Source organism: Candidatus Lariskella endosymbiont of Hedychridium roseum (assembly GCF_964020185.1).
Classification (GTDB): Bacteria; Pseudomonadota; Alphaproteobacteria; order Rickettsiales; family Midichloriaceae; genus Lariskella.
This window is the reverse complement of record NZ_OZ026538.1, coordinates 1,077,996-1,100,558: the sequence shown is the minus strand read 5'-3', so window position 1 is coordinate 1,100,558 and position 22,563 is coordinate 1,077,996. Positions and strand designations below refer to the sequence as shown.

Genomic DNA, 22,563 nt, shown 5'->3' with positions numbered 1-22,563 from the left:
ATTCGCCGTCCATAATTTATCGCTGGGTAGTAGAGGCGATGGGCAAGACTCAGGAGCCAGTTGTCTCCTCGGATATTATGGAGATGGAATTTGACGAGATGTGGCATTTTATTGGTTCAAAAAAAACAAGCTTTGGATCATTAAAGCGGTTGATCGTAGTACAAGGAGAACCGTTGCCTGGGTTACAGGCAATCGTGATACTGCAACATTCCAAAAGCTCTACAACAAAGTGAGTCATCTAAAAGAATGTCATTTTTATACGGATGATTGTGATGCTTTTTCTAAAATTTTACCAAAAAAGCGTCATACGATCGGCAAGTCTGGCACAGTATGTATCGAGAGAGATAATAGCAACACGCGACATCATTTATGCCGAATGACACGGCGCACTAAAATCGTTTCGAAGAAAGAGTCAATGCTATACGGATCCATTAAGCTTTGGTGCGCTCTTACAATGCCACAAATATTTAAACAATACCAAGAAGAACTTTTATCTATCTTTGTGTGAAAACTCTCGTAATATCAAACTCGAGTTGCAAATTAGTATGCACCTTTTAAATCCGTAAGAAAATGTTATAACCTTACGGATTTTGTGAAAGTAGTGTTGGCTTAGGCACAGGACCAATTAATATATCCAAAAATTAGCGCAGGGCAGAATGGCATTGTTGCATAATGCGTAGTGCATATCTTGGGTTTATCTGCTAAATAGATCAGCTAAGGAACTAACAAAGCTGGTATTTCAATGGCAGATAAACTTCTTGAAGTGAGAAGCTTTATGATTTTATATGTACCGATAATGAAATAGTCTCATTATGCAACAAAGCCGGGCAGAATCCTGGGCTAATTTTTGTACATTTAACTTCTCCACAAAAATTTATTTGCGCAAGCAAATAAATTTTTGGCGGATGTACAAATTGATAATATGAATGAGCAGATTTTTCAGCAATGACACTGCCGGCAGTGCCATATATTATTCTTAATGCATTGATGCTATAACTTCTTTGGCTATATTGTTAAATGCCTCTAATACCTTATCACAGTTATCTGGTCTTGAATGAGATATTGGTGTGCCAAATTCTGAGGATTCGGCTATTTCCTGGGATATAGGTATACTGCCTAGATATGGTATATTCTTTTTACTACTATATTTTAAAACTCCTTCACAACCAAATATGTAGTGTTTTGTTGCAGAATCGTCATTTTTATTTTGAAAATAACTCATATTCTCGACCATCCCAATTATTGGTATATCCAGTTTTGAAAACATATAAACAGCTTTCGCTGCATCTGCAAGCGCAAGACCCTGTGGTGTAGAAATTATGATAGCACCATCTATTTTATAATTTTCGGCAAGGCTTAGGTGCATATCTCCCGTTCCTGGTGGTGTATCAACTATGAGAAAATCTATGTTCTTTTCTCCTAAATCTGTCCAGCGCGCCATACTCAATAGTTGATATAGCATTTTTGTAATCATCGGCCCTCTCCATACAACTGCAACTTCTGGGTCAACCAAAAATCCTATAGAAGAGATTTTAATGCCATATTTCTGTTCAGGTATTATAAGATTACCGTCTAACTTGGCCTTGCTATTGATGCCAAACATAATTGGAATTGAAGGACCATAAACATCAGCATCTAAAAGTCCAACAGTAAAGCCATTATTGCTGAGTTCTATAGCTAGATTAGCAGCTACTGTGGACTTACCCACTCCTCCTTTTCCTGATGCTACAACTATGATTCTAGATACTCCACTCACATTGCGCTTAATTTTTTCTTTATTTTTTTCCATTTTACAGCACAAAATATATTTATATTCACATTGTCGTTGAAGCATTTAGTAGCTTCGTATACTCGCCACTTTGCTTAATAAGCGTGGTGTGATTGCCACTTTCCACTATACGTCCTTCTTTCATGACTAGTATCATATCAGCATTTTTTATGGTAGAGAGTCTATGTGCTACTATAATAGTTGTTCTGTTTTCCATTAGTTTATCTACTGCTTTTTGAACAAGCTTTTCATTAACAGAATCAAGTGCTGAAGTTGCTTCATCAAGCAATAATATCTTTGGATCTTTTAAGAATGCTCTTGCTATTGCTATTCTTTGTTTTTGCCCTCCAGAAAGTCTTACACCTTTTTCTCCGAGAAATGTATCAAATTTCTCTGGTAGTTGTTCTATAAAATCAAGAGCTGCCGCATTTTTTGCCGCTTCTCTCACCTGATCAAAGGATGCGTTCGGATTTCCATACTTAATATTTTCAAGCGCAGATTTTGAAAATACAACAGGATCCTGACTGACATATGCAAAATTACTCCGTAACTCTTGCAATGAAAATGAGTTTATATCAACGTTATTAAGAGTGATAGTCCCGCTTTGTATATTATAAAATCGCAATAAGAGGTTAAATATTGTGCTTTTGCCTGCTCCTGAGCTTCCAACTATAGCGACTATCTTATTGCTTTGTACCTCAAACGATAAGTTTTGAAATACGAACGTATCTTTCTTGGACGGATAATGAAACGTGACATCAGAGAATTTTATATCGAATGTTTTTTGCTCAGCTAGCGTACTTGATATTTTTTCTTCCACAGATGGTTTTATATCCAAAAATTCCATTAACCTTTCGCTTGCTCCTACTGCCTTTTGGAATTCACCAAATACTTCTGTGAGTGCGGCCATTGTTCCTGCACATATAACAGAAAGTATAATAAATGAAGAGAGTTCTCCGCCTGTTATATGACCTGCTATTACGTCATTTCCTCCTATCCAAAGAACAAATGCTATGCCGCAAAATATCAGAGATATTATGACGAATACAAGAATAGCTCTTGTTCTGATTCTTGTAGTAGAAAATAAAAGCGCTTCCGTTAACTTTTCTTCAAAAGTCTTTTTCTCATATTCCTCGGAGTGATAAGCTTGTATTGTCTTGATGTATCCTATAGTTTCTTCGGAAATTGCGGATAAGCTTGCCACTTTTTCTTGTGCTACTTTTGCAAAATTACGCATTTTTCTGCCAAAAAATATTATTGGAATTAGTACCATTGGCAGTATAGAAAACATACATACAGTAAGCTTAAAATTTGCAAGTAGCAGCATTATAAAGCTGCCAACAAGCATGACAGTGTTACGTGCAGCGACCGAAATACTGTTGCCTATTATAGATTGAAGAAGCGTTGTGTCTGTTGTTAGACGTGCCAGGATTTCGCCTGACTTATTACTTTCATAAAAATCTAGAGAGAGTCGCAAAACTTGGTTATATAAATCGCGTCTTATATCTCTTATGACCATCTCTCCAATCAGCGTAATGAAGAAGAATCTAAATGCTGTTGCGATTGCAAGTATTAGAATCAAGAAAACGAAATAAGCAATAGATGCATTGAGCATTGCAACATTTTGTTGTATTAATCCATTATCTATCACATGACCTACTGCTCTACTAAGTAATAAAAATGATGATGATGTTGCAAGCAATGCAATTAAAACTATTAAAAGCAACCACTTATAAGGAGTAAGGTATTTCAGCAAATATCTTATTCCATACATTTTTTGTGCATAATTAGAATTACTCATAGAATTATCATTACTTTCTTGTATGTCATTTGTAGTTTATGCGCTAATGCTTTACTATTGCCACACTTTTTATGGTTAATTATTCTGTCTTTTAGTAAATTTTCATTTTTATTGAAATGGTAGTATGCAGCTATGACTTATCTGTTAACTTGCAAAAATGTCCTACAACTTTAAAAGTATATCCTGAATGGTCTGTTGATCCAAAAATACTTGTGATGTGATTACTAAAATTTTTATTTTCTAAGTAATCATTTTTTTCAAATCCTATACTATTTTTCTCTATTTAGATAGAAATAAACACTGTGATATGATTAAAAAATTATACATAAAAACATTTGTCAAATAATACTATAGTCGTATAGAATTAGTACCTGACCGTGTTATTTGTTTTTTTAGATGTGATTGGTACATTTCCTTTCACGCAAACTGAACTCATTGGCACTTCCCTAATTTGATGTGATGCGAAACTTTTTACTACTAACATAATATGAGAATTAATAAGAAGTTAATTATACTGTGTACGGTTTTTTCAATAATACATTACAGTAGTCTTGCATTTGGAGATATAAGCTCCTTGTTTCAGAAAGGCACTAGCCAAACTGCAGGGGGAGTTTGTTTACCATCTTTTTCAGAGATAGCTGAGAAAGCTACTCCTGCAGTCGTTAATATTTTTACTACTCAAAAAGCTTCTAATAAAAGACGCCCTATGAATGGGCTGGATGATCCAAGGGATATACTGAGAGATTGGTTGGAAGGCGATAGATTTCCAGACAAAAAGAGGCCTATGTCGCTTGGTTCTGGCTTTATATTTGATCCTGAAGGTTATATTGTAACAAATTTTCACGTGATAGATGGCGCTGAGGAAGTAAATATCACTCTAAACAATTCAGCTAAGGTTTATAAAGCAAAAATAGTAGGAAAAGATCCAAAAACTGATATAGCAGTACTAAAAATAGATACTAAAGAACGGCTTCCATATATAATATTTGGTGATTCCGATAAGGCAAAGGTAGGTGATTGGGTTATTGCGATAGGAAATGCCTTTGGGCTTGGTGAGACTGTTACAACTGGTATTATTTCTGCTAAAGCAAGGTATATTGATATAAACGCTTTTGATGATTTGATACAAACAGATGCTGCTATTAATATGGGGAACTCTGGAGGTCCGATGCTGAATATGGCGGGAGAAGTTATAGGTGTGAATTCCGCTATATTATCTCCTCCTGGTAGTGGTGGTGGAAATGTTGGTATAGGTTTTGCTGTTCCTTCTGCTGTTGTGCAATCTGTTGTGAAACAGTTACGTGAAAAAGGTGAGGTAGTTAGAGGATGGCTTGGTGTTATGGTACAAACTATGACTCCAAATATTGCTGAAGGACTTGGAATGCAAGGTGAGCCAAAGGGTGCTCTTGTTTCAAGCGTTGTCAAAGGAAGCCCAGCACAAAAGGCTGGTATACATGTTGGTGACGTTATAGTTAAATTCAACAATAGAGATGTACCAAGCATGCATAAACTTCCTCGTATGGTTGGTGAAGTGGATATAGGGGCAAAAGTGTCTGTGGAAGTTCTTAGAGACGGAAAAGCAAAAATTTTGAATGTAACTATTGAAAAGCCTGTAGGTGATCAAGCTAGCAATGACGATGACAGTGAAGTTACGGAATCTTTAAGTGAAAAGACATTGCTTGGCATGGGAGTTCAGGATATGAATAAAGAACTAAGAAAGTTTTATGATATAGATGAAAGTGCTACAGGAGTGATTGTCGTGCATGTTGAGCGTGCTTCTGTCGCAGCTCTTGCTGGAATTAAACCAGGCGACATAATCATTCAGATTAATGGCAAATCTGTAACAAGTGCTAATGAACTGATATCTTTGTTTAATAACATGAAGAAAAGTGGTAAGAATAGTGCAGCTTTACTTCTTGCAAGGTATGGTAAAACATTCTTTGTTGGAATAGAGACAAGCGGAATTAAGTAAATATGTATTGCAGATTTTGAAAAAAGCAAAGCTATTGCACTGCGCTCAAGTAGGTGCACGTGCATGAGGGTTTTAATGTCATGATTTTTTAGTACGTGCGCCAAAAAATCTCGGAACAAGTATGAAATGCTGCACCGAGTGTCAAAATAGCGCTTTAAATCCGTATGAAAATGTTATAATAACCAAAAACCTTACGGATTTTGTGAAAGTAGTGTTTGCTGCACATGAGTAATAATATATCCAAAAATTAGCGCAGGGCCGAATGGCATTGTTGCATAATGCGTAGAGCATATCCTTGAGTTTATCTGCTAAATAGTGCGAGCTGCCAATTAATTGATTGCTGCATGATAGATTTTTAGGGAGCTATATGTTGCTTTAGGGTTTTGCAAATGAATAAAAATAACATGTGGAAAAGGTTTTTGCATCAATGTACTGTTTTTTGATGATTTTATGAAAGGTCTATTTATCTGCATTGCCTGCAATTAGTAGCTTAGATGCTTAATTTTTAATTGGCAACTCGCGCTAAATAGATCAGCTAAATAAACTAACAAAGCTGGTATTTCAATGGCAGATAAACTTCTTGAAGTGAGAAGCTTTAGGATTTTGTATGTACTGATAATGAAATAGTCTCATTATGCAACAAAGCCCGGCGGAATCATGAGCTAATTTTTGCACATTTCACTTCTCCACAGAAATTGATTTGCTACGCGAATGTCCATTCGCCGAAAGTCTAAATCAGCGGCATCATTCATCACTCATTAGACCTCTTGCATAACCTCATTCTGAGGTAGAAATTCTTATAGAGTAGATTTTTGCAAAACGTCACCAAACAATGATCCACGTGAGTGTTTTTATGTTTTAGTGACAATCAAATCACAGTTTGGAACAGGTTATGCAATAGGTCTATTGATAGAATTTTTAGTATAACTATGGTAAATTAAGTGGAGGTTTGCGTATTAAAGAATTGAACCAAAGCATACATATGTTATTACTTTTTCCCGAAAATCTTCGCTGTATGAGGATGGCATTTTCCTTTGAGTGTAACACACATCTATATATATGCGCAAACTTAAACTTAATTTACTATAAATTTTTGAATGGTTTGTATAAAATAGGCATTATACAGCTTGTCCACTCTTGAAAAAGTACTCAAGCTCTTTTCAAATTGCAATGGCATATTCAAAAATGTGAATGTATAAAAATCCGTAAGTTTCTTGCGCTTATTATAACATTTTCTTACGGATTTAAAATAATATTTTACACTCTAAGCATCATTTTATGCCGCTTCTGAGACTCATGGCGTGCGTGCGAATCAATTTCTGGCGGATGGACTGGCTAAACAAGAGTCTATACTAGTCCATTCTTCAGAATGGACTATACTAAACTAGTCTAATGTTGTTCCCTCTATCTGTACTATTCTTAGCAGCAACATGTGCGCCAATCTTCCCAGACTCTTCAAGGCTCATGTTATGTGTATATCCGTATAAGAAACCACCCGCGAAAGCATCGCCTGCCCCTACAGTGCAGACAACTTGATTCACTTTTTCAGCTGGGATGTTATATATAGAGTCTTGGTACACTATCATTGCTCCTCTCTCACCCATTGTAATCACAGAGATTGCATTCAGCTTCTTTGCGATTTCAGCGATCTCTTCATCAGTTGCTGCATTGCAGTTATTTAACAATGCTAGAAACTCGTCCTTAGTCCCAAATAGAATATCGAAATACTGCAGCATTGAATGCATATCATGGACATTTTTTTTGATTATAGAAGTAGATCCAAGACCAAGTGCCGTTTTAACACCACTTACCTTCGCAAATTTTATGCAGTTATATGTGATATGGTTAACACCCTCGCCTTTAGGCGAACACTTTAGTATTATTATCTAGGAAATGTGCTAAGGGAGGACGAATGGAATATAGGAGAGGATCCCACAGCCTATATGACCTAAAGTATCAGAGAGTTTTCACAATTAGATAGAAGTATGATATGATCACTTTTTTAAAAACTAAAGAGTGGTTTTATGGTTTGTTGTAAGGGATGTTGCTCTGATATCTTTGTAAAGAATGGCATTGTGAGGGGGTGTACAGCGTTATAAGTGCAGATCATGTTCTAAATTTTGTTGAGGGCGATCTGGGCAAGAAGCCTCAAACAGCTGTTAAGAAAGCATTATGCGTTATGCTATATAGTCTTGGTAATGGCTCTTTTTCTATGTTATGCAAGATATTATGGCATTCGCCGTCCATAATTTATCGCTGGGTAGTAGAGGTGATGGGCAAGACTCAGGAGCCAGTTGTCTCTTCGGATATTATGGAGATGGAATTCGACGAGATGTGGCATTTTATTGGTTCAAAAAAAACAAGCTTTGGATCATTAAGGCAGTTGATCGTAGTACAAGGAGAACAGTTGCCTGGGTTACAGGCAATCGTGATACTGCAACATTCCAAAAGCTCTACAAAAAGTGAGTCATCTGAAAGAATGTCATTTTTATACGGATGATTGGGATGCTTTTTCTAAAATTTTACCCAAAGAGCGTCATACGATTGGAAAGTCTGGCACAGTATGTATCGAGAGAGATAATAGCAACACGCGACATCATTTATGCCGAATGACACGGCGCACTAAAATCGTTTCTAAAAAAGAGTCAATGGTATACGGATCCATCAAGCTTTGGTGCGCTCTTACTATTACACAAATATTCAAACAATATCAAGAACAGCTCTTATCTATCTTTATGTGAAAACTCTCAGATATTCACAGATGCTTTAAACAAAGTTGGTCAGACTCTTAGTGGAAATGCATCTAAAAAAGCACTTTATGCAGATACTGCGTCTAAAATTGAGTCAAATTTTAATCAGCTTTACGCCGCTCAAGTTGCCTCAAATGAGAGTGCTTATGGTGAAAATGGTATACTAGCAAAACTTGGAATCACACCAACTCCTGCAAATTTAAACCCTACATATGTTGCAAGTGAAATACAAAACCTAATTGATGCTGAGAAGAACTTTTTCTCGAACATTGCATTAAATACTGAGCTATATGAGAAGCATAAACTGTCAGATTTGCCAGTTAAAGCTGCGTCAATATTAAATCAGATCAGTGCTTATCAGAAATCTATGTTTGCTATGGATATTACTGTAAGAGGTATGTTGCTGCTGCAAGCAATCAACAAGGTGCGCTTCATCAGAGACTTAGAGAGGCATGTATTGAGTTTAATTCTGCTACTTCTCAAACAGATATTGGTAATAAATTTTCTGATGTTTGTGTGAAAGCTTTCAATATCAATGCAAATACTGTGGGTACAATTAATATTCAAGGTTCAGGAACAGGTTTCCCTGTTATATTAGCGCGTATCTGCAGTTCTTTTACTGGAACTCCACTAGATGGGGATGGGGCTATTAACATGTATCTTAACCACCTATCCACAGCAGGTTGGACTTCTGGTAGATATATATTTAATAATTACTTGCCAGTTGAACTTGAATTATTAGATGAAATTGCTGCAAGTAATTACACTTGGCTCACGTTTGATTGAGTTTTAAGTCGCATGTATCATCACTTCCTAAGAAGCGGGAGGATTGATCTTGGCCTTGCAAGCAACTATGGCACGCTGAAAATCCAGCAGAAAAAGTGAGAAAATTGCCAAAAACCTTATGGATTTTGTTATGCACTGCCAAGCAAGTGCCATAAGTATATTAGATTAGTACAGGGGCCGCTCTAAAAGCTAACTTTTGGCGTGTGGACTATATAGCAACTACATAGCTACACTAATTTCCTGTACTTTTCTTGTCAAAATCACTAGGTGTTGATACTTTATACGATGGCATTACTGAATTTCTAAGCAGCATGATAGATACCCTTCTATTGGGAGATGCAGAAGGATCACTTGGAACCTCAGGATTTGTATCAGCAAACGCAGTGACTTTTGCTATTCTATCCGGTGATATTCCATCTTTCACCAGTTCTCGCCTTGCTAAATTTGCTCTGTCGGCTGATAACTCCCAGTTACTATAATCTGCAAATAAATTCTCAGGATTCTTTTCTGTATAACCACCTATCGCAATAAAATTAGGTACATATTTAATCAGCTTTGCTATTTTATTCAATATTACAAGTGCTTGAGGAGTCATTTGAGCGTTACTGCGCTCAAACATAGGTTTGCCATCATTATCCGCGATTTTTATTATTAATCCTTCTGGCGTTTGTTCAAACAATACGTTTCCTCTATACTGGCTAAGCTGCGGATCTTTTTCTATCTCTCTTTTCAATTCATTTTCTATAGTTGTAAATTTCTCGTTTTCCTCTTCAATTGTAATATTTTGTCTACCTTGTTCAGAACTTATAACTTCACCAGCTTTCTTGACTCCATACACTATTCCTTTCACAGTACTTCCTTCAGAATCTACTTCGGTCTCATTGCTTTTCTGAGAGCTACCATCCATATATCCACTTCTGCCTACTATACCTATGGTTGGCTCAAAAAACTGAGCGATGCCTTGAAGTTTAGAAGAGGGTGTAGAATTTAATAACCAAAGTAACAAGAAAAAAGCCATCATAGCTGTGACAAAATCGGCATATGCAACTTTCCAAGCGCCACCATGTCTGCCATATGATACATTGCGCTTGATCTTTTTAATCACTATGACCTGCTTATCTTGAGGTGATTTTTCTGCCATATATGCGCTCTATTAATCTTGTTACTGATTACTCAATAAATTTACTGCATTCTCCAACTCAATTATGGACGGTTTAGATTCAGCTGGTAATATCTGTCTAGCAAGTTCCATACAAAGAGACGGTGGGTGACCTGCAACATATGTTATAATCGCCATTTTTATGCATTCTAGCGGTACTATATTATCACTTGCTATTTTTTCAAATAGCGTCCCTATCGGAGATACTACTCCGTAAGAGAGGAATACGCCTACTAACGTTCCAACCATAGCAGATGCTATTTTAATACTAAGTGTAGCAGAATCAGCACCAACTGCTCCCATCGCTATAATCACTCCTGTTACAGCTGCAACAATTCCAAGTCCTGGTAATGCTTCACCAAGCGTATGAATTGCAGCACCTGCTTCCTTCATCTTGTCAAAAGTACGTTGTATAACACATTCAATCATGTTATCAATTTCATGTGGATTATCGACTCCTAGCATAACCATTCTGAAGCTATCACAGAAGAAGGTAGTAATAGCCTCACTATTAGGTAATGTTCTCAAGTCATCGAATAAACTGCTGTTTTCAGGGTTATCTAAATAGCTCTCTATTTCAATAGCTGTAGCAGTACGAACTTTTTTCAAAAAATTGAACAAAAACAACAAGAGTATTGTATAGTGTTCTTTATGATACTGGTGTTTTGCACCAATTTTTTTCAAACAACTTATTACTTCTGCCCTTAAATGTTTAGGAGTTGAAATAATAAAACTACCAATTGCAGTACCAATTATAAGTAGCAACTCAAATGGTTGAAAAATAACCATAATATTCCCACCGCCACCTAGATAGCCTGTAATCATCGACGCAAAAACTACAAACAATCCTAAGCCACAAGACATTTTCTCAGCTCTCTTATATTTAAATGATTAACTCTTTAGTAAAAGAAAAACAAAAGCTAGAACGAACCTACAAAAGTGACAAATCAAGGCAGAAAAATTTATAACAAAAAGAGAACTAACAAGGTCTACAAACCATGCAGCACCAATTATATTAAAAATACACCACCCTCAGTCCTGGATTGTAATTGGCGCTGTCTACAATTGCAATGCTTTTATCACAACTCTGATGCTATATAATTTGCCATATTTCTTAGCAAGAAATTGTGTACAGAATTATATCAAAATTATATGTGAGAGATTTCTATATTTCTAAGATTTGCTATTTATTAAGGTGAGTTGCAAATCATTCTATAATTGGTCATCAAATTGTATTTAGTATCCAATCAAAGATACTGCATTACTATCTCAAGCAACTTATCAGCAATCATATTTTTATTTGCTCTATGTATATTGTGTATTATTTTGTCTCTAGTAATAACTTGCAATTCATTAAAGCCTTCTCCAAATACTTTATTTTCTGATACATCATTTATTGCAATCATATCAACATTCTTATTTACAAGCTTCTCATGGCCATTTTTAATGAGATCATTCGTCTCAGCTGCAAATGCCACACAAAATAAGTTAGGAAATGCAATTTTTACTTCTGATATAATGTCAGGATTTACAGACAACCCCAAATTCATTGAAGATTTGCCAGCAAGCTTTTTGATCTTATGCCGTGAATAATTGAGTGGCTTATAGTCTGACACTGCTGCACACCCTATGAAAATATCTGCATTTCTGCATTCTAATAATGATATTTCCAACATTTTCTCTGAAGATTCAACATAAGTAACATTTAAAAAGCTTGGATAATTTATATCAGTAGGACCACTAATCAATGAAACTTTAGCTCCTGCATAAAAAGATGATAATGCAAGCGCATAACCCATTTTACCAGAGCTATAATTGCTAATGAATCTAATAGGATCTAGTTTTTCTCTAGTTGGACCTGAGGTAATAACAACAGATTTACCGCTTAGCAGTTGATCTCGTGTTTCTAAAATACAGTAATGTGATATATTATCAACCTCACTCATACGGCCCATTCCTATATCTCCGCACGCTTGAGATCCAAATTCTGGCCCAATAATTCTAATAGAGTTATTCAATAAGATATTTACATTGTTTTGAACAATAAAATTCTCCCACATCTTGGTTTTCATAGCAGGAGCTAGCATGATTTTAGAGCGCGCCGCAAGACATATTAATGACAACAAACAGTTTGCAAAACCATGTGCTAGTTTTGCAATAAAATTTGCAGATGCAGGTGCAATTAATATCAAATCTACATCTTTTGCCAGCGTTATATGAAGCATTGCATCACTTTGCAGCGTTGCATCATATGTATATACTCTATTTGGAAAAAGTGCACGCCATGTCATAGACGAAATAAAGCTCTCTGCGCATTCAGTGAGTACTATAATCACGTCAAATCCGGCAGATAATAGCAGTTTTGCTAAATCAATAGATTTATAAGCAGCTATGCTACCAGTAACACCCAAAATTATCTTTTGTTGCATTTATCATAAGTCATATGTTTGAAAGCTATCAGTAAGTATACCTTGAAACATAGAATCAAGGTCAATATATGCTATACTTCAAGAATTTGCAGCGCATACTAGCTTAAGTATTTCTGCTTCAGAAAGTTCAGTAACCTCTGAAATAAACTGAATATCAGTGTTCTTAGCAAGCAAGCGCATGGCAAGGGCTTTTTTTTCTTTGAGTTTGCCTTCTACTTTGCCTTTCTCAAGGCCTTCGGCTATACCTTTCTCAAGACCTTCGGCTATACCTTTCTCAAGACCTATATTTATTCCTTTATCCAGAGCCGCGTCTAGCATAGATTGATGATCTAGGATACGTTTTTGCTGCTCTTCATATGACAGCAACTCTTGCTCTGACCAGCCAAACTGGTCTAGTGCTTCATATGCTCTTTTGATTATTAAATCGCTTTCTATTATCTGTTGCAAATCAGACTCAGATGTTTGATCTGCATACTTAAAGAAATAACACCACTTTTGCAAGATGTTATCTAGCTTATCTCCTGGCTTCTTCTTAAATTTTGGCAGCTCAATAAACGTAAATGAGAAATCTTTTAAGTCATTTTCGTAAGTAACTTTGTCTAGAATGATATGATCTGATTTATAACTTTCCTTCTCTGGAAATAGTACGCAGTCTAGAATTGCTATAAAGATTATTTTCTTTAAATTGCAATAAAGGCCCATTCCGTCAGATCCTCTAGTAGCTTGACGCCCGTATGCTTTAGCTGCGTAATACTGCGCTCTTTTCTCAAAACCTTTGCTTGGAGAGATTTGCATTTCTATTATATATTGAATGCCACTTGCGTCCTTGCAAAGCACATCGACAATAGATTGCTTTTGATATGCGATTTCAGGATCCTGAACAGGACTTAAGAACTCCACTGACTGGATCTCATTTTTACCCTTCATTTCCAAAACATCATTGATGAAATGTATCAGAATATCCTTGTTCTTTTCAGTGCCAAAGATCTTCTTAAACGCAACATCATTTTTAGGATCTAGATATTTGGAAAGTGACATTTTTTACTTTTTTATGCAATATTTAATTATGATAAAAGCATACTGCATATTGTAGCTTAAAATGCAGGGAATATCTAGGAATTATTCTGAAAATGCTGATTAAATGATGTTGAGTTTGCATGTAGGCTTTCTTGCGAATCATAGCACTCATGCTTTCTTAAACTATTTTGACACTTCGGGCAGCATTTCATGCCTCTTCTGAGACTTTTAGCGCGCGTACTATCTAGCTCATCCGCCAAAAATTGATTTGCGCAAGCAAATCAATTTTTGTGGAGAAGTGAAATATGCAAAAATTAGCTAGGGTGCACTATCTAATGCACATGCTTATTTATGCAACAAAGTTCCTTAAATGCGACAAACAAAAACCTATATCTCTTCTAACTACTCAACAATATATCCATACTGACAAAATTAAGCTCAGGCGATAAATCCATCGCAAGAGCAATTTGCGCATCTTGCTCTTGCTGCTCGAAGTCAAATTGATCTCCAGCGTCAAAGTACTCTTCTTCCATCCTGAGTATCTGCAGTATATTATGTGCATTTAAACTATTTAACATAGCTTCTCTTATTTCAGGACGTAGCACACGATCACCATCTATATGTCGCAAACATAGAAAGCTAATCAAGTGCGTACTATGCTCACGTATTGCTTGTAATACCTAATTCTAATGCAGCATCATGGAGTCCTTGAGCATTAGTAGTTACTTCATTATAGATAGCATCACGTAACTCTTCAGCTTCCATATTCTCTCTAAATAGCATTTAAGCAACAACATCTAGATTTTGCGACAAAAACGACATTGTTTGTGGATCTTGCATTATGCCATGCAGTGCTTGTATTAAGTGTCTATCACTCGGAGCATTTAGTACTGTAGTAATCAACTCAGCATTTATATTCTCCTCCGCATTAATTTTTACAAGCAGCGGGTCAATAGCGTCAAAATACTCTCCTGTTATCCTGATCACTTCTAGTATCTCACGTGAATTGAGATCATTTAACATAGATTCCCTAATTTCATGAGGTAGCAGACGATCAGCACCTGTAAATCCAATGTGTAGAATGTCGGCGATCAAGTGTAGATGATGCTCACGTATTGCTGCAATACCTAATTCTAATAAATCATCAGGTATTCCTATGGTATGAGTAGTTGCTTCATTATAGATGGCATCACGTAACTCTTTAGTGTTCATATATCTTTTTAATAGCATCAAAGCGACAACGTCTATATTTTGTGATAAGAGAGTTTTCACAATTAGATAGAAGTATGATATGATCACTTTTTTAAAAACTAAAGAGTGGTTTTATGGTTTGTTGTAAGGGATGTTGCTCTGATATCTTTGTAAAGAATGGCATTGTGAGGGGGTGTACAGCGTTATAAGTGCAGATCATGTTCTAAATTTTGTTGAGGGCGATCTGGGCAAGAAGCCTCAAACAGCTGTTAAGAAAGCATTATGCGTTATGCTATATAGTCTTGGTAATGGCTCTTTTTCTATGTTATGCAAGATATTATGGCATTCGCCGTCCATAATTTATCGCTGGGTAGTAGAGGTGATGGGCAAGACTCAGGAGCCAGTTGTCTCTTCGGATATTATGGAGATGGAATTCGACGAGATGTGGCATTTTATTGGTTCAAAAAAAACAAGCTTTGGATCATTAAGGCAGTTGATCGTAGTACAAGGAGAACAGTTGCCTGGGTTACAGGCAATCGTGATACTGCAACATTCCAAAAGCTCTACAAAAAGTGAGTCATCTGAAAGAATGTCATTTTTATACGGATGATTGGGATGCTTTTTCTAAAATTTTACCCAAAGAGCGTCATACAATTGGAAAGTCTGGCACAGTATGTATCGAGAGAGATAATAGCAACACGCGACATCATTTATGCCGAATGACACGGCGCACTAAAATCGTTTCTAAAAAAGAGTCAATGGTATACGGATCCATTAAGCTTTGGTGCGCTCTTACTATTACACAAATATTCAAACAATATCAAGAACAGCTCTTATCTATCTTTATGTGAAAACTCTCAAAATTTCTAATAGAAAGCTACCCAGAACAAGTAAAAAATTTACTTAAAGTACAAAATAATAGTGGCCACACTGTTCTGAAATATGCTTCTAAGTTTTCTGATGTGCTTCCAGAAGAATTTAAAAAGAACGCAAGAAATTGCGTTATATATGGAGAGCAAGACTGTATTTCCATCCCAGAGATTCCTGCAGCGCTTTCTTATTATTACCAAGATCATGTAGCTTTTTTGCTAAAACTGCGGCTTGAGGATGCAAAGCCAGGTGCACTAAACTCAGTTGATGTGCTTGAGGCAAGCTATATTCTTCAAGAAAATAATAGTGATGATGTGGCTGCTAAGCTCTCATCATTTATCTTAGCTTCTGCGAAAAAGACAATACTAATGCCACTTAACATAGGTGGGAAACATTTAGTTGGAATTGCAGCTAAAAAAACATGACGACAAAATTGTGCTCCACTATATGGATTCTGAACGCAATCCACTGCCAGAATCGCTTTTTGCAAAAGTTAGAGCAGAGCTAGAATCTAGAGGTTATTCTACGGAGCGAGTAATAGCAGAAATAGAAAAACAAAACTACAGTAATTGCGGCCCTGAAGTTATAGAAAATTTAACTGCATTTGCAAGCGGAAAGACGCGCACTTCACAAGAAAAAGCAATACCAAAACATTCCACTCTATTTGAAGAGTATTTGCTGAAAGATTCTAGCAAAGGAGAAAGCACAGATGATAGTAACGCGCATGAAAGCACAGGCGATAGCAGCACGGGTGATAGTAATATATATGCAAACATAATCAAAAGCATGCCAGTACTTTCTGAAAGTGCAACTATTTTAGGCAATATGCTTTTCTATAAAATATCCAGAGTATCTGACATGAAGAAAAGTATTGAACTGAATATTGCAAATACCGATCTTCTTGTGGACGTGAAAACGCAAGCGCAGCTTATTTACTACTATAACTGGTGAATTACTTCCTAGTGCTCGCAGCATGCTTGAAAGAAATTCAGCTGCAATCCAGGAACATTATAAATTCTCTATTGTCAACGAGACATTTCAAGTTTCCATGCCAGATACTTTAATTACGGATGGAAAACTGGAAGCGCAAGTATTGCATTATCTTAGGAGTGGCGAGTTATTTGAAAGCGCTCGCTCTGCTCTTGAGAGTGGCGCTGTCAGAGTTATAAGTCAATCTTCCACTGTTTCCGAAGAAGAAGTTGAAAATGTTGTATCACTTGAAGGAATTGCACGCACTTCAAATAGAGATTCACATAACGTGTAGAAGTCAAGATTTGATCTTACAGACAGTTATAAATTTTATATCTGCTTGTCAGTTAAGTTTCGACTGTCGGATATGTAACTGAGATACAAGATTTCATTATTCTTTTCCACAGCTAACTTTTTACTATCCAAAAAAGTTTGCATAGGTGTTTTTCCATAACAATATTTACCAGAATGAGGTCTTTCATTGTTGAAATATTCTAACCAAATATCAAGATCTAATTGCAAGTCATCCAATGATGTATAAATCTTTTTACGCATAGCTGTATCAAAGAATTCTTGTTTTATAGTTTTATTAAAACGTTCACACATACCATTAGTTTGAGGTGAATATGCTTTAGTTGTTGTATGCTCTATACCTTCTATACTGAGAAATAACTCAAAAGCATGATGTTCTATATTTCCCTTATATTCTCCTCCACGATCTGTAAGAATACGAAGCATCGGTATCCCTTGACTCTCATACCATGGTAACACTCGATCATTTAGCATATCAGCAGCAGTAATCGCAGTTTTGTCAGTATACAGTTTAGCATCAGCAAATCTACTGTAGCTATCAATAAATACCTGAGCATAAACCTTTCCTATCCCTTTGAAATTGCCTACATAATATGTGTCTTGGCAACCTAAATAACCTGGATGTTGTGTCTCAATTTCTCCATGTGCTTCTTTTTCATTACGGCGTTTCTCTAGTACTTGCAGCTGTGCTTCGGTCAATATAATACCATCTTGGGCCATCTTAGCTTCTAAGGCTTTCAATCTTTTATTGATATTATTCAAATCATTACGTAACCAAATCGATCTTACTCCTCCAGGAGAAACAAGTATACCACTCTTCTTCAGCTCATTTGATACTCTAAGTTGTCCATATGCTGTACTCTATCGCCATATCAACTACTGCTTTTTCTGGATCTACTCTATTAGCGATTATTGGCTTCTTGTGACTTATCTCGTATAGCGCTTCTTCTCCTCCTGTTTCATATAGTTCTTTAAATCTGTAATAGCTATCTCTACTATAACACATTGCCTTACATGCAGATTATATACTACCAAGGCTTTTTGCCAATTCAAGTAAACCTAGTTTCGGTTTGATGATTTTTTGATTTAAGTTCATTGCTTATCTCCATTTAATAACTAATTTAATTTACTAAATGTAAGATAAAATGTCGACTAATACAAACTATGTATGTATATAATGAATGTCAACTTTCCATTACCCGCAGTATAAACTATTGTACCAGGTTATGCTATATTCCAAGTTTTGCAAGTTCAACTAGTACTATTCGTTCTAAATTGTTCAACGCGTCATTATCATTATGATAATGCTCTTTCAACTGATCGACCGCATCTCGTAATAAGAGCAACTCCTGCGTACTATACTCTCCAAGTATAATATTGTTCCTATAATTCTCAAGGATAGGTGTTGCTGTCTCAAACAGTTCTTTAGCATCTATTTCATCTTGAATCAACCAAAGGTTATTACTGTTGTTTTGTGGAATTTGTATTGTAGATGTGATTTCGCACTCTTCTGATTCAAGTATAACGTTTTCATGAGCACGGACTACAGCATCTGAAAATTCATCATCTTGCTTGCGTTTGGTAGAGGATTTTCCTGCACGATTAACAATCTTGCTACAACCTATAGGCAACACATGTAAAATCATATCGAATAATCTAAATTGTAGTTCGTATACTTTGTCATACTTTTCAAAATTTGTGCCTTATTAAGAATGCTCGTATGTATTGATTATACATATGATTCCTTAGTTCTTCTTAGCTCTTTTTAAAATAGAGTTAGAGATATCAAGATGCTGTTACTTGTGGAGTTAACTTAGTACGCATCGACATATAACGGCCAATTTCATCTATTTCGGTATTTTCAATTTTTTGCTGTGTCTTCTTGGCAATATTACTTAGTTTATCCAGTAAATATTCGTAGCGTTTCTGTTCAATAAAATCCTCTTTTATTAAATCCAGTTCTTTTGTTAAAGTTGCATTTAACTTCTCTATTTCGTCATTCATAAAGCACTGCCTTTTGTGTAAATGCTGATGAAAATTTGTAAAGTAAGAAACACACTGAGATGTACTGAAACTTACAGCTTGTTCATAATCAAGTTCTTGCTGCATTTTTGATAATTCTTCTTCGCATTGTGTAATTCTACTTCGAATAAAAGAAATTGTGCATTGTCTTTCATTTACACGTTTTTTAGCAATCTTCAATAGATGATTCAGCGTTTTAATTCTCGAATTCATATTGTGATACAATAATAATTGGAGCTCTATCTTTTTTTGCTACAGTGCTTTTACTTCATATGACTTATATCCAGAGAAAGAAAAAGTAACAAGGTAGCTTGATTTCATTTATATAGCATGTATCAGATATTCTTCTGTAAGAGCAAGACTGTCTGTGCTTCCAATGTCGCACCAAAGCACATCCTTTGGTAATACTACACCATAAAATCTGTATCTTCGATATGTTTCTATCTGAGATTGAAATAAAATGTTTGTGATAGGAAAAGTCGTAGAGCTAATATTAGCCATACATTTTTTTGAGAGTGCTGCTATACCAACGTATTTGTAGCCATTTGTCGAATTATTAGGTGCTTTAATAATATGATTGTCTTCACTGAGTAAGAAATCTGCATATTGATCTAGTGATTTGTTGATCTGACATCCAAGCGGTGCAAGTAGTAGCAGCGCATCCATTCTATCCGAATCCCATGTCTTCATGATAAGCTCTATGGCTATATTTCCGCCTCTTAATATAAGTATATCAGAATTATGCAACAAAAGTTCTGCATATGAGAAGCGGTTCATGGCATGCAATATGCCGCCACCTGTACCTAAAATTTTATCTTCTTCACTAATTAGTATTCTATCATGATATTTGCTGCTTGCTAATTGAGCTCACATCATATCTTTGAGATAATGAGTGTTCACTATAGCTTTTTTAATGCTGTTTGTTGAAAAAATTCTATCTAATACTATGTCTATAACAGCCTTTCCGTGTACGGAGATTAAAGGTTTTGGTTTGTTCGCAGTAAGAGTTCCAAGACGGCTGCCAAAGCCAGCTGCAAGTACCATAGCACACTCTAACATAATATCTATACTTTAAGATAAGTCGAGAGTTTCAAAATAATACCACCAAGATGGTTCTAATTCCAACATAGTACTCTTTGCATTAAGAGCTGAATCTTCATCCTCAAAAATACCAAAACAAGTAGAACCGCTGCCGGACATTCTAGAAATAATACAGCCTTTCGAGTTACCCAGCATTGTAATAACTTTTAATATTGTCGGGTGTATTGCTATAGCAGAGTCTTCCAAATCGTTGCTAGAGTCAGAAATTAATTTATCAAAGTATATCAAGTTTTCCTTGAAAGAGCATGTATATTTCCTTCCATTTTTTACAGAATGCGCGTAATCATCGTATACACGTTTAGTGGATGTCTCAACTCTTGGGTTCACAAGCAGTAGGTGAATATTTCTATCAAACTTTATAGGTGTGATAATATCGCTTATTCCAGTTACAAAGGCATGATGAGGTTGCAGAAAGAATGGAACATCTGCACCAATATCTTTAGCTATGTTGTGTAGTTCATAGTCATTTAATGCAAGATTCCAAAGGCTATTTAGAAGAATCAGAGTAGATGCAGCATTAGATGAACCGCCTCCAAGACCTGCTGCTATAGGTATATTTTTCTCTATATATATTTTTGCGCCACCTTTATATCCAGAGAATTGTTGAATTTTTCTTGCTACCTTAAGTACAATGTTATCGCTTATATGTAAATCGATATTAGAATTATCATTTTTTTCAATGACATTACATTCCAAGGTATCATGCTGAGTAACGTGTATTGTATCATGTAACTTAAGCCTTACAAAAATACTTTCTATAGAATGATAATTTGATGGCAAAGAGCCTGTGATATGTAAGAAGAGATTTAATTTTGCTTCTGCTACTTTAGAAAGCGTCTTTTTGTTCAAATTGCTAAAATCCATAAAAACTACAAAAGTTGATGTTAAATAATTAGTAATTCGTCTAAATATTTCAAAAATTGAGTTCGTAGCGGCTTTTTTAGTACGTACGCCAAAAATCTCAGAAGCGGCATAAAATGATGTTTAGAGTATCAAAATAGTGTTTAAAATCCGTAAGAAAATGTTATAGTAAGCACAAAAAACTTACTGATTTTGTGAAAGTAGTATTTGCTAAGTATTGGACAAATTATACATCCGAATTTTCCAAAAAAATTTATTTGCGCAAGTAAATCAATTTTTGACGGATAGACTTTCTAAAGTTTGCAGCAATGTAAACTGCAATTATTCTGATATGGAAGATATGTTATAAACCGCTACTAAAGTGGTAAAATGTTATACGCGTCTCTTTGTATAGCATTTTGCAAGCAGTGTCCACACTCTTCTTAACTTAGTAGATTCGCTGCACAAATAAATTTTTGCAGAAAGTTAAACATACAAAAATTAGCTTTTAGAACTGCTTTACGCTAACCTTCTTATATATAATTTGTCCAATACTTGCAAATATTATTTCACAAACTCTATAAGTGCCTTTTGCAATTATTGTCACTTTTCCTCTGGACTTTTTTGTACATCATCATTGCTTGCAGGCCAATTAAGCCATCTTTGCTTCTTAGGAAGTTATGACGCATGCGACTATATAATAGTTTTAGATCCTGACGATTCACATATAAAATTTTTATAGAATAAATTGTGATTCATACATGATAAAAGCAAAAATTACTTTGCATCTTCGTTTTTTTTTACAAAATGTTTTTTTATTAGGAAAAATAGCGTTATAATGGCGAGAAGTAGTAATAATATAAAATTTACCTGCTTCAAATATTGATTAATTAGCGCTTCATTATCTCCTATGAAATACCCAAGCAAAATAAGAAATGAAGCCCAAACCCCAGAACCACAGGTGCTATAGAAACAAAATAATTTCGGATCCATTTTCCCAAGGCCAGCTGGAAATGATATGAAGTGTTTGATCCCTGGCAGTACTCTGCCTAGAAACACAGAGATATTGCCATATTTAGCCATAAAATCCTCAAGCTTTGATAACTTTTTTTCATCCATGAAGAAATATTTGCCATACTTGATAAATATTGCTCTTCCAAAGTGAAATGCAATTGTGTAGCTAAAGATAGCTCCGCCAAGTGTGCCTGATATACCAGAGATTAAAACATACGACATTTTAAGTGAACCCTTTGCAACTAAATAACCAGCTGGAATTAGTGTTATCTCACTAGGTATAGGAATAAAAGTGCCTTCGATAAAAGACATAATAAATATGCCAAGATATCCAAGTGCTTCTACTAATTCTGTGGCTTTTAAAAATAGCTCGTATAACATGATCTTCAAAACATTTTAAATTGCAATTCACTTATTGCCTTTGTAGGCTTAGTAATCATCTCCGATTATGTTCCAATATAAGAGCAACTCGCAGCATATGTGAAGCTGCAAGTATAGGAGTCATGATAATGTATAAAAATACTCGCAAGTAATATAATTGCTTATATCATTTCATGTGGTA

Annotated in this window: 26 protein-coding genes and 1 pseudogene; 10 read left to right on the top strand and 17 right to left on the bottom strand. The window is 35.5% G+C overall.

What is annotated here, in order from left to right:
- Positions 1-100 precede the first annotated feature (100 nt).
- Positions 101-508, top strand: a complete 408-nt coding sequence (locus AACK98_RS05610; RefSeq protein WP_339040624.1) for an IS1 family transposase — start codon at positions 101-103, stop codon at positions 506-508.
- Positions 509-976: 468 nt separating this feature from the next.
- On the opposite strand, the gene AACK98_RS05605 is transcribed toward AACK98_RS05610, so the two are convergent.
- Together AACK98_RS05605 and AACK98_RS05600 are read right to left on the bottom strand one after the other, a co-directional pair.
- The gene (locus AACK98_RS05605; RefSeq protein ID WP_339040622.1) at positions 977-1,789 is read right to left on the bottom strand and encodes an Mrp/NBP35 family ATP-binding protein; all 813 of its coding nucleotides are present in this window, start codon (positions 1,787-1,789) and stop codon (positions 977-979) included.
- Between the two features lie 25 nt (positions 1,790-1,814).
- Positions 1,815-3,569: an ABC transporter transmembrane domain-containing protein gene (locus AACK98_RS05600; RefSeq protein ID WP_339040620.1), complete on the bottom strand. Its 1,755-nt coding sequence runs from the start codon at positions 3,567-3,569 to the stop codon at positions 1,815-1,817.
- A 574-nt stretch (positions 3,570-4,143) separates the two neighbouring features.
- On the opposite strand from AACK98_RS05600, the gene AACK98_RS05595 reads away from it, so the two are divergent.
- Positions 4,144-5,541, top strand: a complete 1,398-nt coding sequence (locus tag AACK98_RS05595) for a Do family serine endopeptidase (protein ID WP_339040618.1) — start codon at positions 4,144-4,146, stop codon at positions 5,539-5,541.
- A gap of 1,379 nt (positions 5,542-6,920) precedes the next feature.
- Here AACK98_RS05595 and AACK98_RS05590 read toward each other — a convergent pair.
- A complete protein-coding gene (locus AACK98_RS05590) occupies positions 6,921-7,286 on the bottom strand; it encodes a PfkB family carbohydrate kinase (protein WP_339040616.1) in 366 nt (121 codons plus the stop codon).
- Positions 7,287-7,624: 338 nt separating this feature from the next.
- Between AACK98_RS05590 and AACK98_RS05585 the strand changes: the two genes are divergently transcribed.
- Positions 7,625-8,041: a hypothetical protein gene (locus AACK98_RS05585; protein ID WP_339040597.1), complete on the top strand. Its 417-nt coding sequence runs from the start codon at positions 7,625-7,627 to the stop codon at positions 8,039-8,041.
- Positions 8,004-8,282 (top strand): IS1 family transposase, encoded by a 279-nt coding sequence (locus AACK98_RS05580; protein ID WP_339040346.1) that lies wholly within the window; start codon positions 8,004-8,006, stop codon positions 8,280-8,282. The genes AACK98_RS05585 and AACK98_RS05580 overlap by 38 nt, the downstream gene beginning before the upstream one ends.
- 153 nt (positions 8,283-8,435) lie before the next feature.
- Here the strand turns inward: AACK98_RS05580 and AACK98_RS05575 are convergent, their stop codons facing one another.
- Entirely contained in the window at positions 8,436-8,561 is a 126-nt protein-coding gene (locus AACK98_RS05575) for a hypothetical protein (protein ID WP_339040614.1), read from the bottom strand.
- Between the two features lie 246 nt (positions 8,562-8,807).
- Between AACK98_RS05575 and AACK98_RS05570 the strand changes: the two genes are divergently transcribed.
- Positions 8,808-9,077, top strand: coding sequence for a hypothetical protein (locus AACK98_RS05570; protein ID WP_339040612.1), 270 nt, complete (start codon positions 8,808-8,810; stop codon positions 9,075-9,077).
- A 232-nt stretch (positions 9,078-9,309) separates the two neighbouring features.
- Here AACK98_RS05570 and AACK98_RS05565 read toward each other — a convergent pair whose 3' ends face one another.
- From AACK98_RS05565 to AACK98_RS05540, 6 genes are all read right to left on the bottom strand, one after another.
- Positions 9,310-10,218, bottom strand: a complete 909-nt coding sequence (locus AACK98_RS05565) for a flagellar motor protein MotB (RefSeq protein WP_339040610.1) — start codon at positions 10,216-10,218, stop codon at positions 9,310-9,312.
- Positions 10,219-10,239: 21 nt separating this feature from the next.
- Positions 10,240-11,100, bottom strand: a complete 861-nt coding sequence (locus AACK98_RS05560) for a motility-associated protein (protein WP_339040608.1) — start codon at positions 11,098-11,100, stop codon at positions 10,240-10,242.
- A 383-nt stretch (positions 11,101-11,483) separates the two neighbouring features.
- Complete coding sequence (gene coaBC / locus AACK98_RS05555; protein WP_339040606.1) at positions 11,484-12,665, bottom strand: bifunctional phosphopantothenoylcysteine decarboxylase/phosphopantothenate--cysteine ligase CoaBC; 1,182 nt, start codon at positions 12,663-12,665, stop codon at positions 11,484-11,486.
- Positions 12,666-12,743: 78 nt separating this feature from the next.
- Positions 12,744-13,703: an Rpn family recombination-promoting nuclease/putative transposase gene (locus tag AACK98_RS05550; RefSeq protein ID WP_339040604.1), complete on the bottom strand. Its 960-nt coding sequence runs from the start codon at positions 13,701-13,703 to the stop codon at positions 12,744-12,746.
- A gap of 377 nt (positions 13,704-14,080) precedes the next feature.
- Positions 14,081-14,311, bottom strand: a complete 231-nt coding sequence (locus tag AACK98_RS05545; RefSeq protein ID WP_339040602.1) for a hypothetical protein — start codon at positions 14,309-14,311, stop codon at positions 14,081-14,083.
- Between the two features lie 154 nt (positions 14,312-14,465).
- Positions 14,466-14,954 carry a hypothetical protein gene (locus tag AACK98_RS05540; RefSeq protein WP_339040599.1) on the bottom strand — a complete coding sequence of 163 codons (489 nt, stop codon included), beginning with the start codon at positions 14,952-14,954 and terminating at the stop codon, positions 14,466-14,468.
- 112 nt (positions 14,955-15,066) lie between these two features.
- Here AACK98_RS05540 and AACK98_RS05535 point away from each other — a divergent pair, with 112 nt between their 5' ends.
- The 5 genes from AACK98_RS05535 to AACK98_RS05515 all read left to right on the top strand — a co-directional run bounded on the left by AACK98_RS05535 (position 15,067) and on the right by AACK98_RS05515 (position 17,007).
- Positions 15,067-15,483, top strand: a complete 417-nt coding sequence (locus AACK98_RS05535; protein ID WP_339040597.1) for a hypothetical protein — start codon at positions 15,067-15,069, stop codon at positions 15,481-15,483.
- On the top strand, positions 15,446-15,724 hold the full coding sequence (locus AACK98_RS05530; RefSeq protein ID WP_339040346.1) for an IS1 family transposase: 279 nt from the start codon (positions 15,446-15,448) through the stop codon (positions 15,722-15,724). The genes AACK98_RS05535 and AACK98_RS05530 overlap by 38 nt, the downstream gene beginning before the upstream one ends.
- 111 nt (positions 15,725-15,835) lie before the next feature.
- Entirely contained in the window at positions 15,836-16,168 is a 333-nt protein-coding gene (locus AACK98_RS05525) for a hypothetical protein (protein WP_339040595.1), read from the top strand.
- 22 nt (positions 16,169-16,190) lie between these two features.
- On the top strand, positions 16,191-16,694 hold the full coding sequence (locus AACK98_RS05520) for a hypothetical protein (RefSeq protein WP_339040593.1): 504 nt from the start codon (positions 16,191-16,193) through the stop codon (positions 16,692-16,694).
- Between the two features lie 97 nt (positions 16,695-16,791).
- On the top strand, positions 16,792-17,007 hold the full coding sequence (locus AACK98_RS05515) for a hypothetical protein (protein WP_339040591.1): 216 nt from the start codon (positions 16,792-16,794) through the stop codon (positions 17,005-17,007).
- Positions 17,008-17,042: 35 nt separating this feature from the next.
- Here the strand turns inward: AACK98_RS05515 and AACK98_RS05510 are convergent.
- From AACK98_RS05510 to AACK98_RS05480, 7 genes and pseudogenes are all read right to left on the bottom strand, one after another.
- Positions 17,043-18,030 (bottom strand): annotated as a pseudogene (locus tag AACK98_RS05510) (IS481 family transposase).
- Between the two features lie 223 nt (positions 18,031-18,253).
- Positions 18,254-18,658 (bottom strand): hypothetical protein, encoded by a 405-nt coding sequence (locus AACK98_RS05505; protein WP_339040589.1) that lies wholly within the window; start codon positions 18,656-18,658, stop codon positions 18,254-18,256.
- 151 nt (positions 18,659-18,809) lie between these two features.
- Positions 18,810-19,226: a hypothetical protein gene (locus AACK98_RS05500; protein ID WP_339040587.1), complete on the bottom strand. Its 417-nt coding sequence runs from the start codon at positions 19,224-19,226 to the stop codon at positions 18,810-18,812.
- Positions 19,227-19,367: 141 nt separating this feature from the next.
- Positions 19,368-19,793, bottom strand: a complete 426-nt coding sequence (locus AACK98_RS05495) for a hypothetical protein (protein WP_339040585.1) — start codon at positions 19,791-19,793, stop codon at positions 19,368-19,370.
- 120 nt (positions 19,794-19,913) lie between these two features.
- Positions 19,914-20,105 (bottom strand): sugar phosphate nucleotidyltransferase, encoded by a 192-nt coding sequence (locus AACK98_RS05490; RefSeq protein ID WP_339040583.1) that lies wholly within the window; start codon positions 20,103-20,105, stop codon positions 19,914-19,916.
- A gap of 12 nt (positions 20,106-20,117) precedes the next feature.
- On the bottom strand, positions 20,118-21,011 hold the full coding sequence (locus AACK98_RS05485) for a 4-(cytidine 5'-diphospho)-2-C-methyl-D-erythritol kinase (protein ID WP_339040581.1): 894 nt from the start codon (positions 21,009-21,011) through the stop codon (positions 20,118-20,120).
- A gap of 753 nt (positions 21,012-21,764) precedes the next feature.
- Positions 21,765-22,382, bottom strand: coding sequence for a DedA family protein (locus AACK98_RS05480; protein ID WP_339042627.1), 618 nt, complete (start codon positions 22,380-22,382; stop codon positions 21,765-21,767).
- Positions 22,383-22,563: the final 181 nt, after the last annotated feature.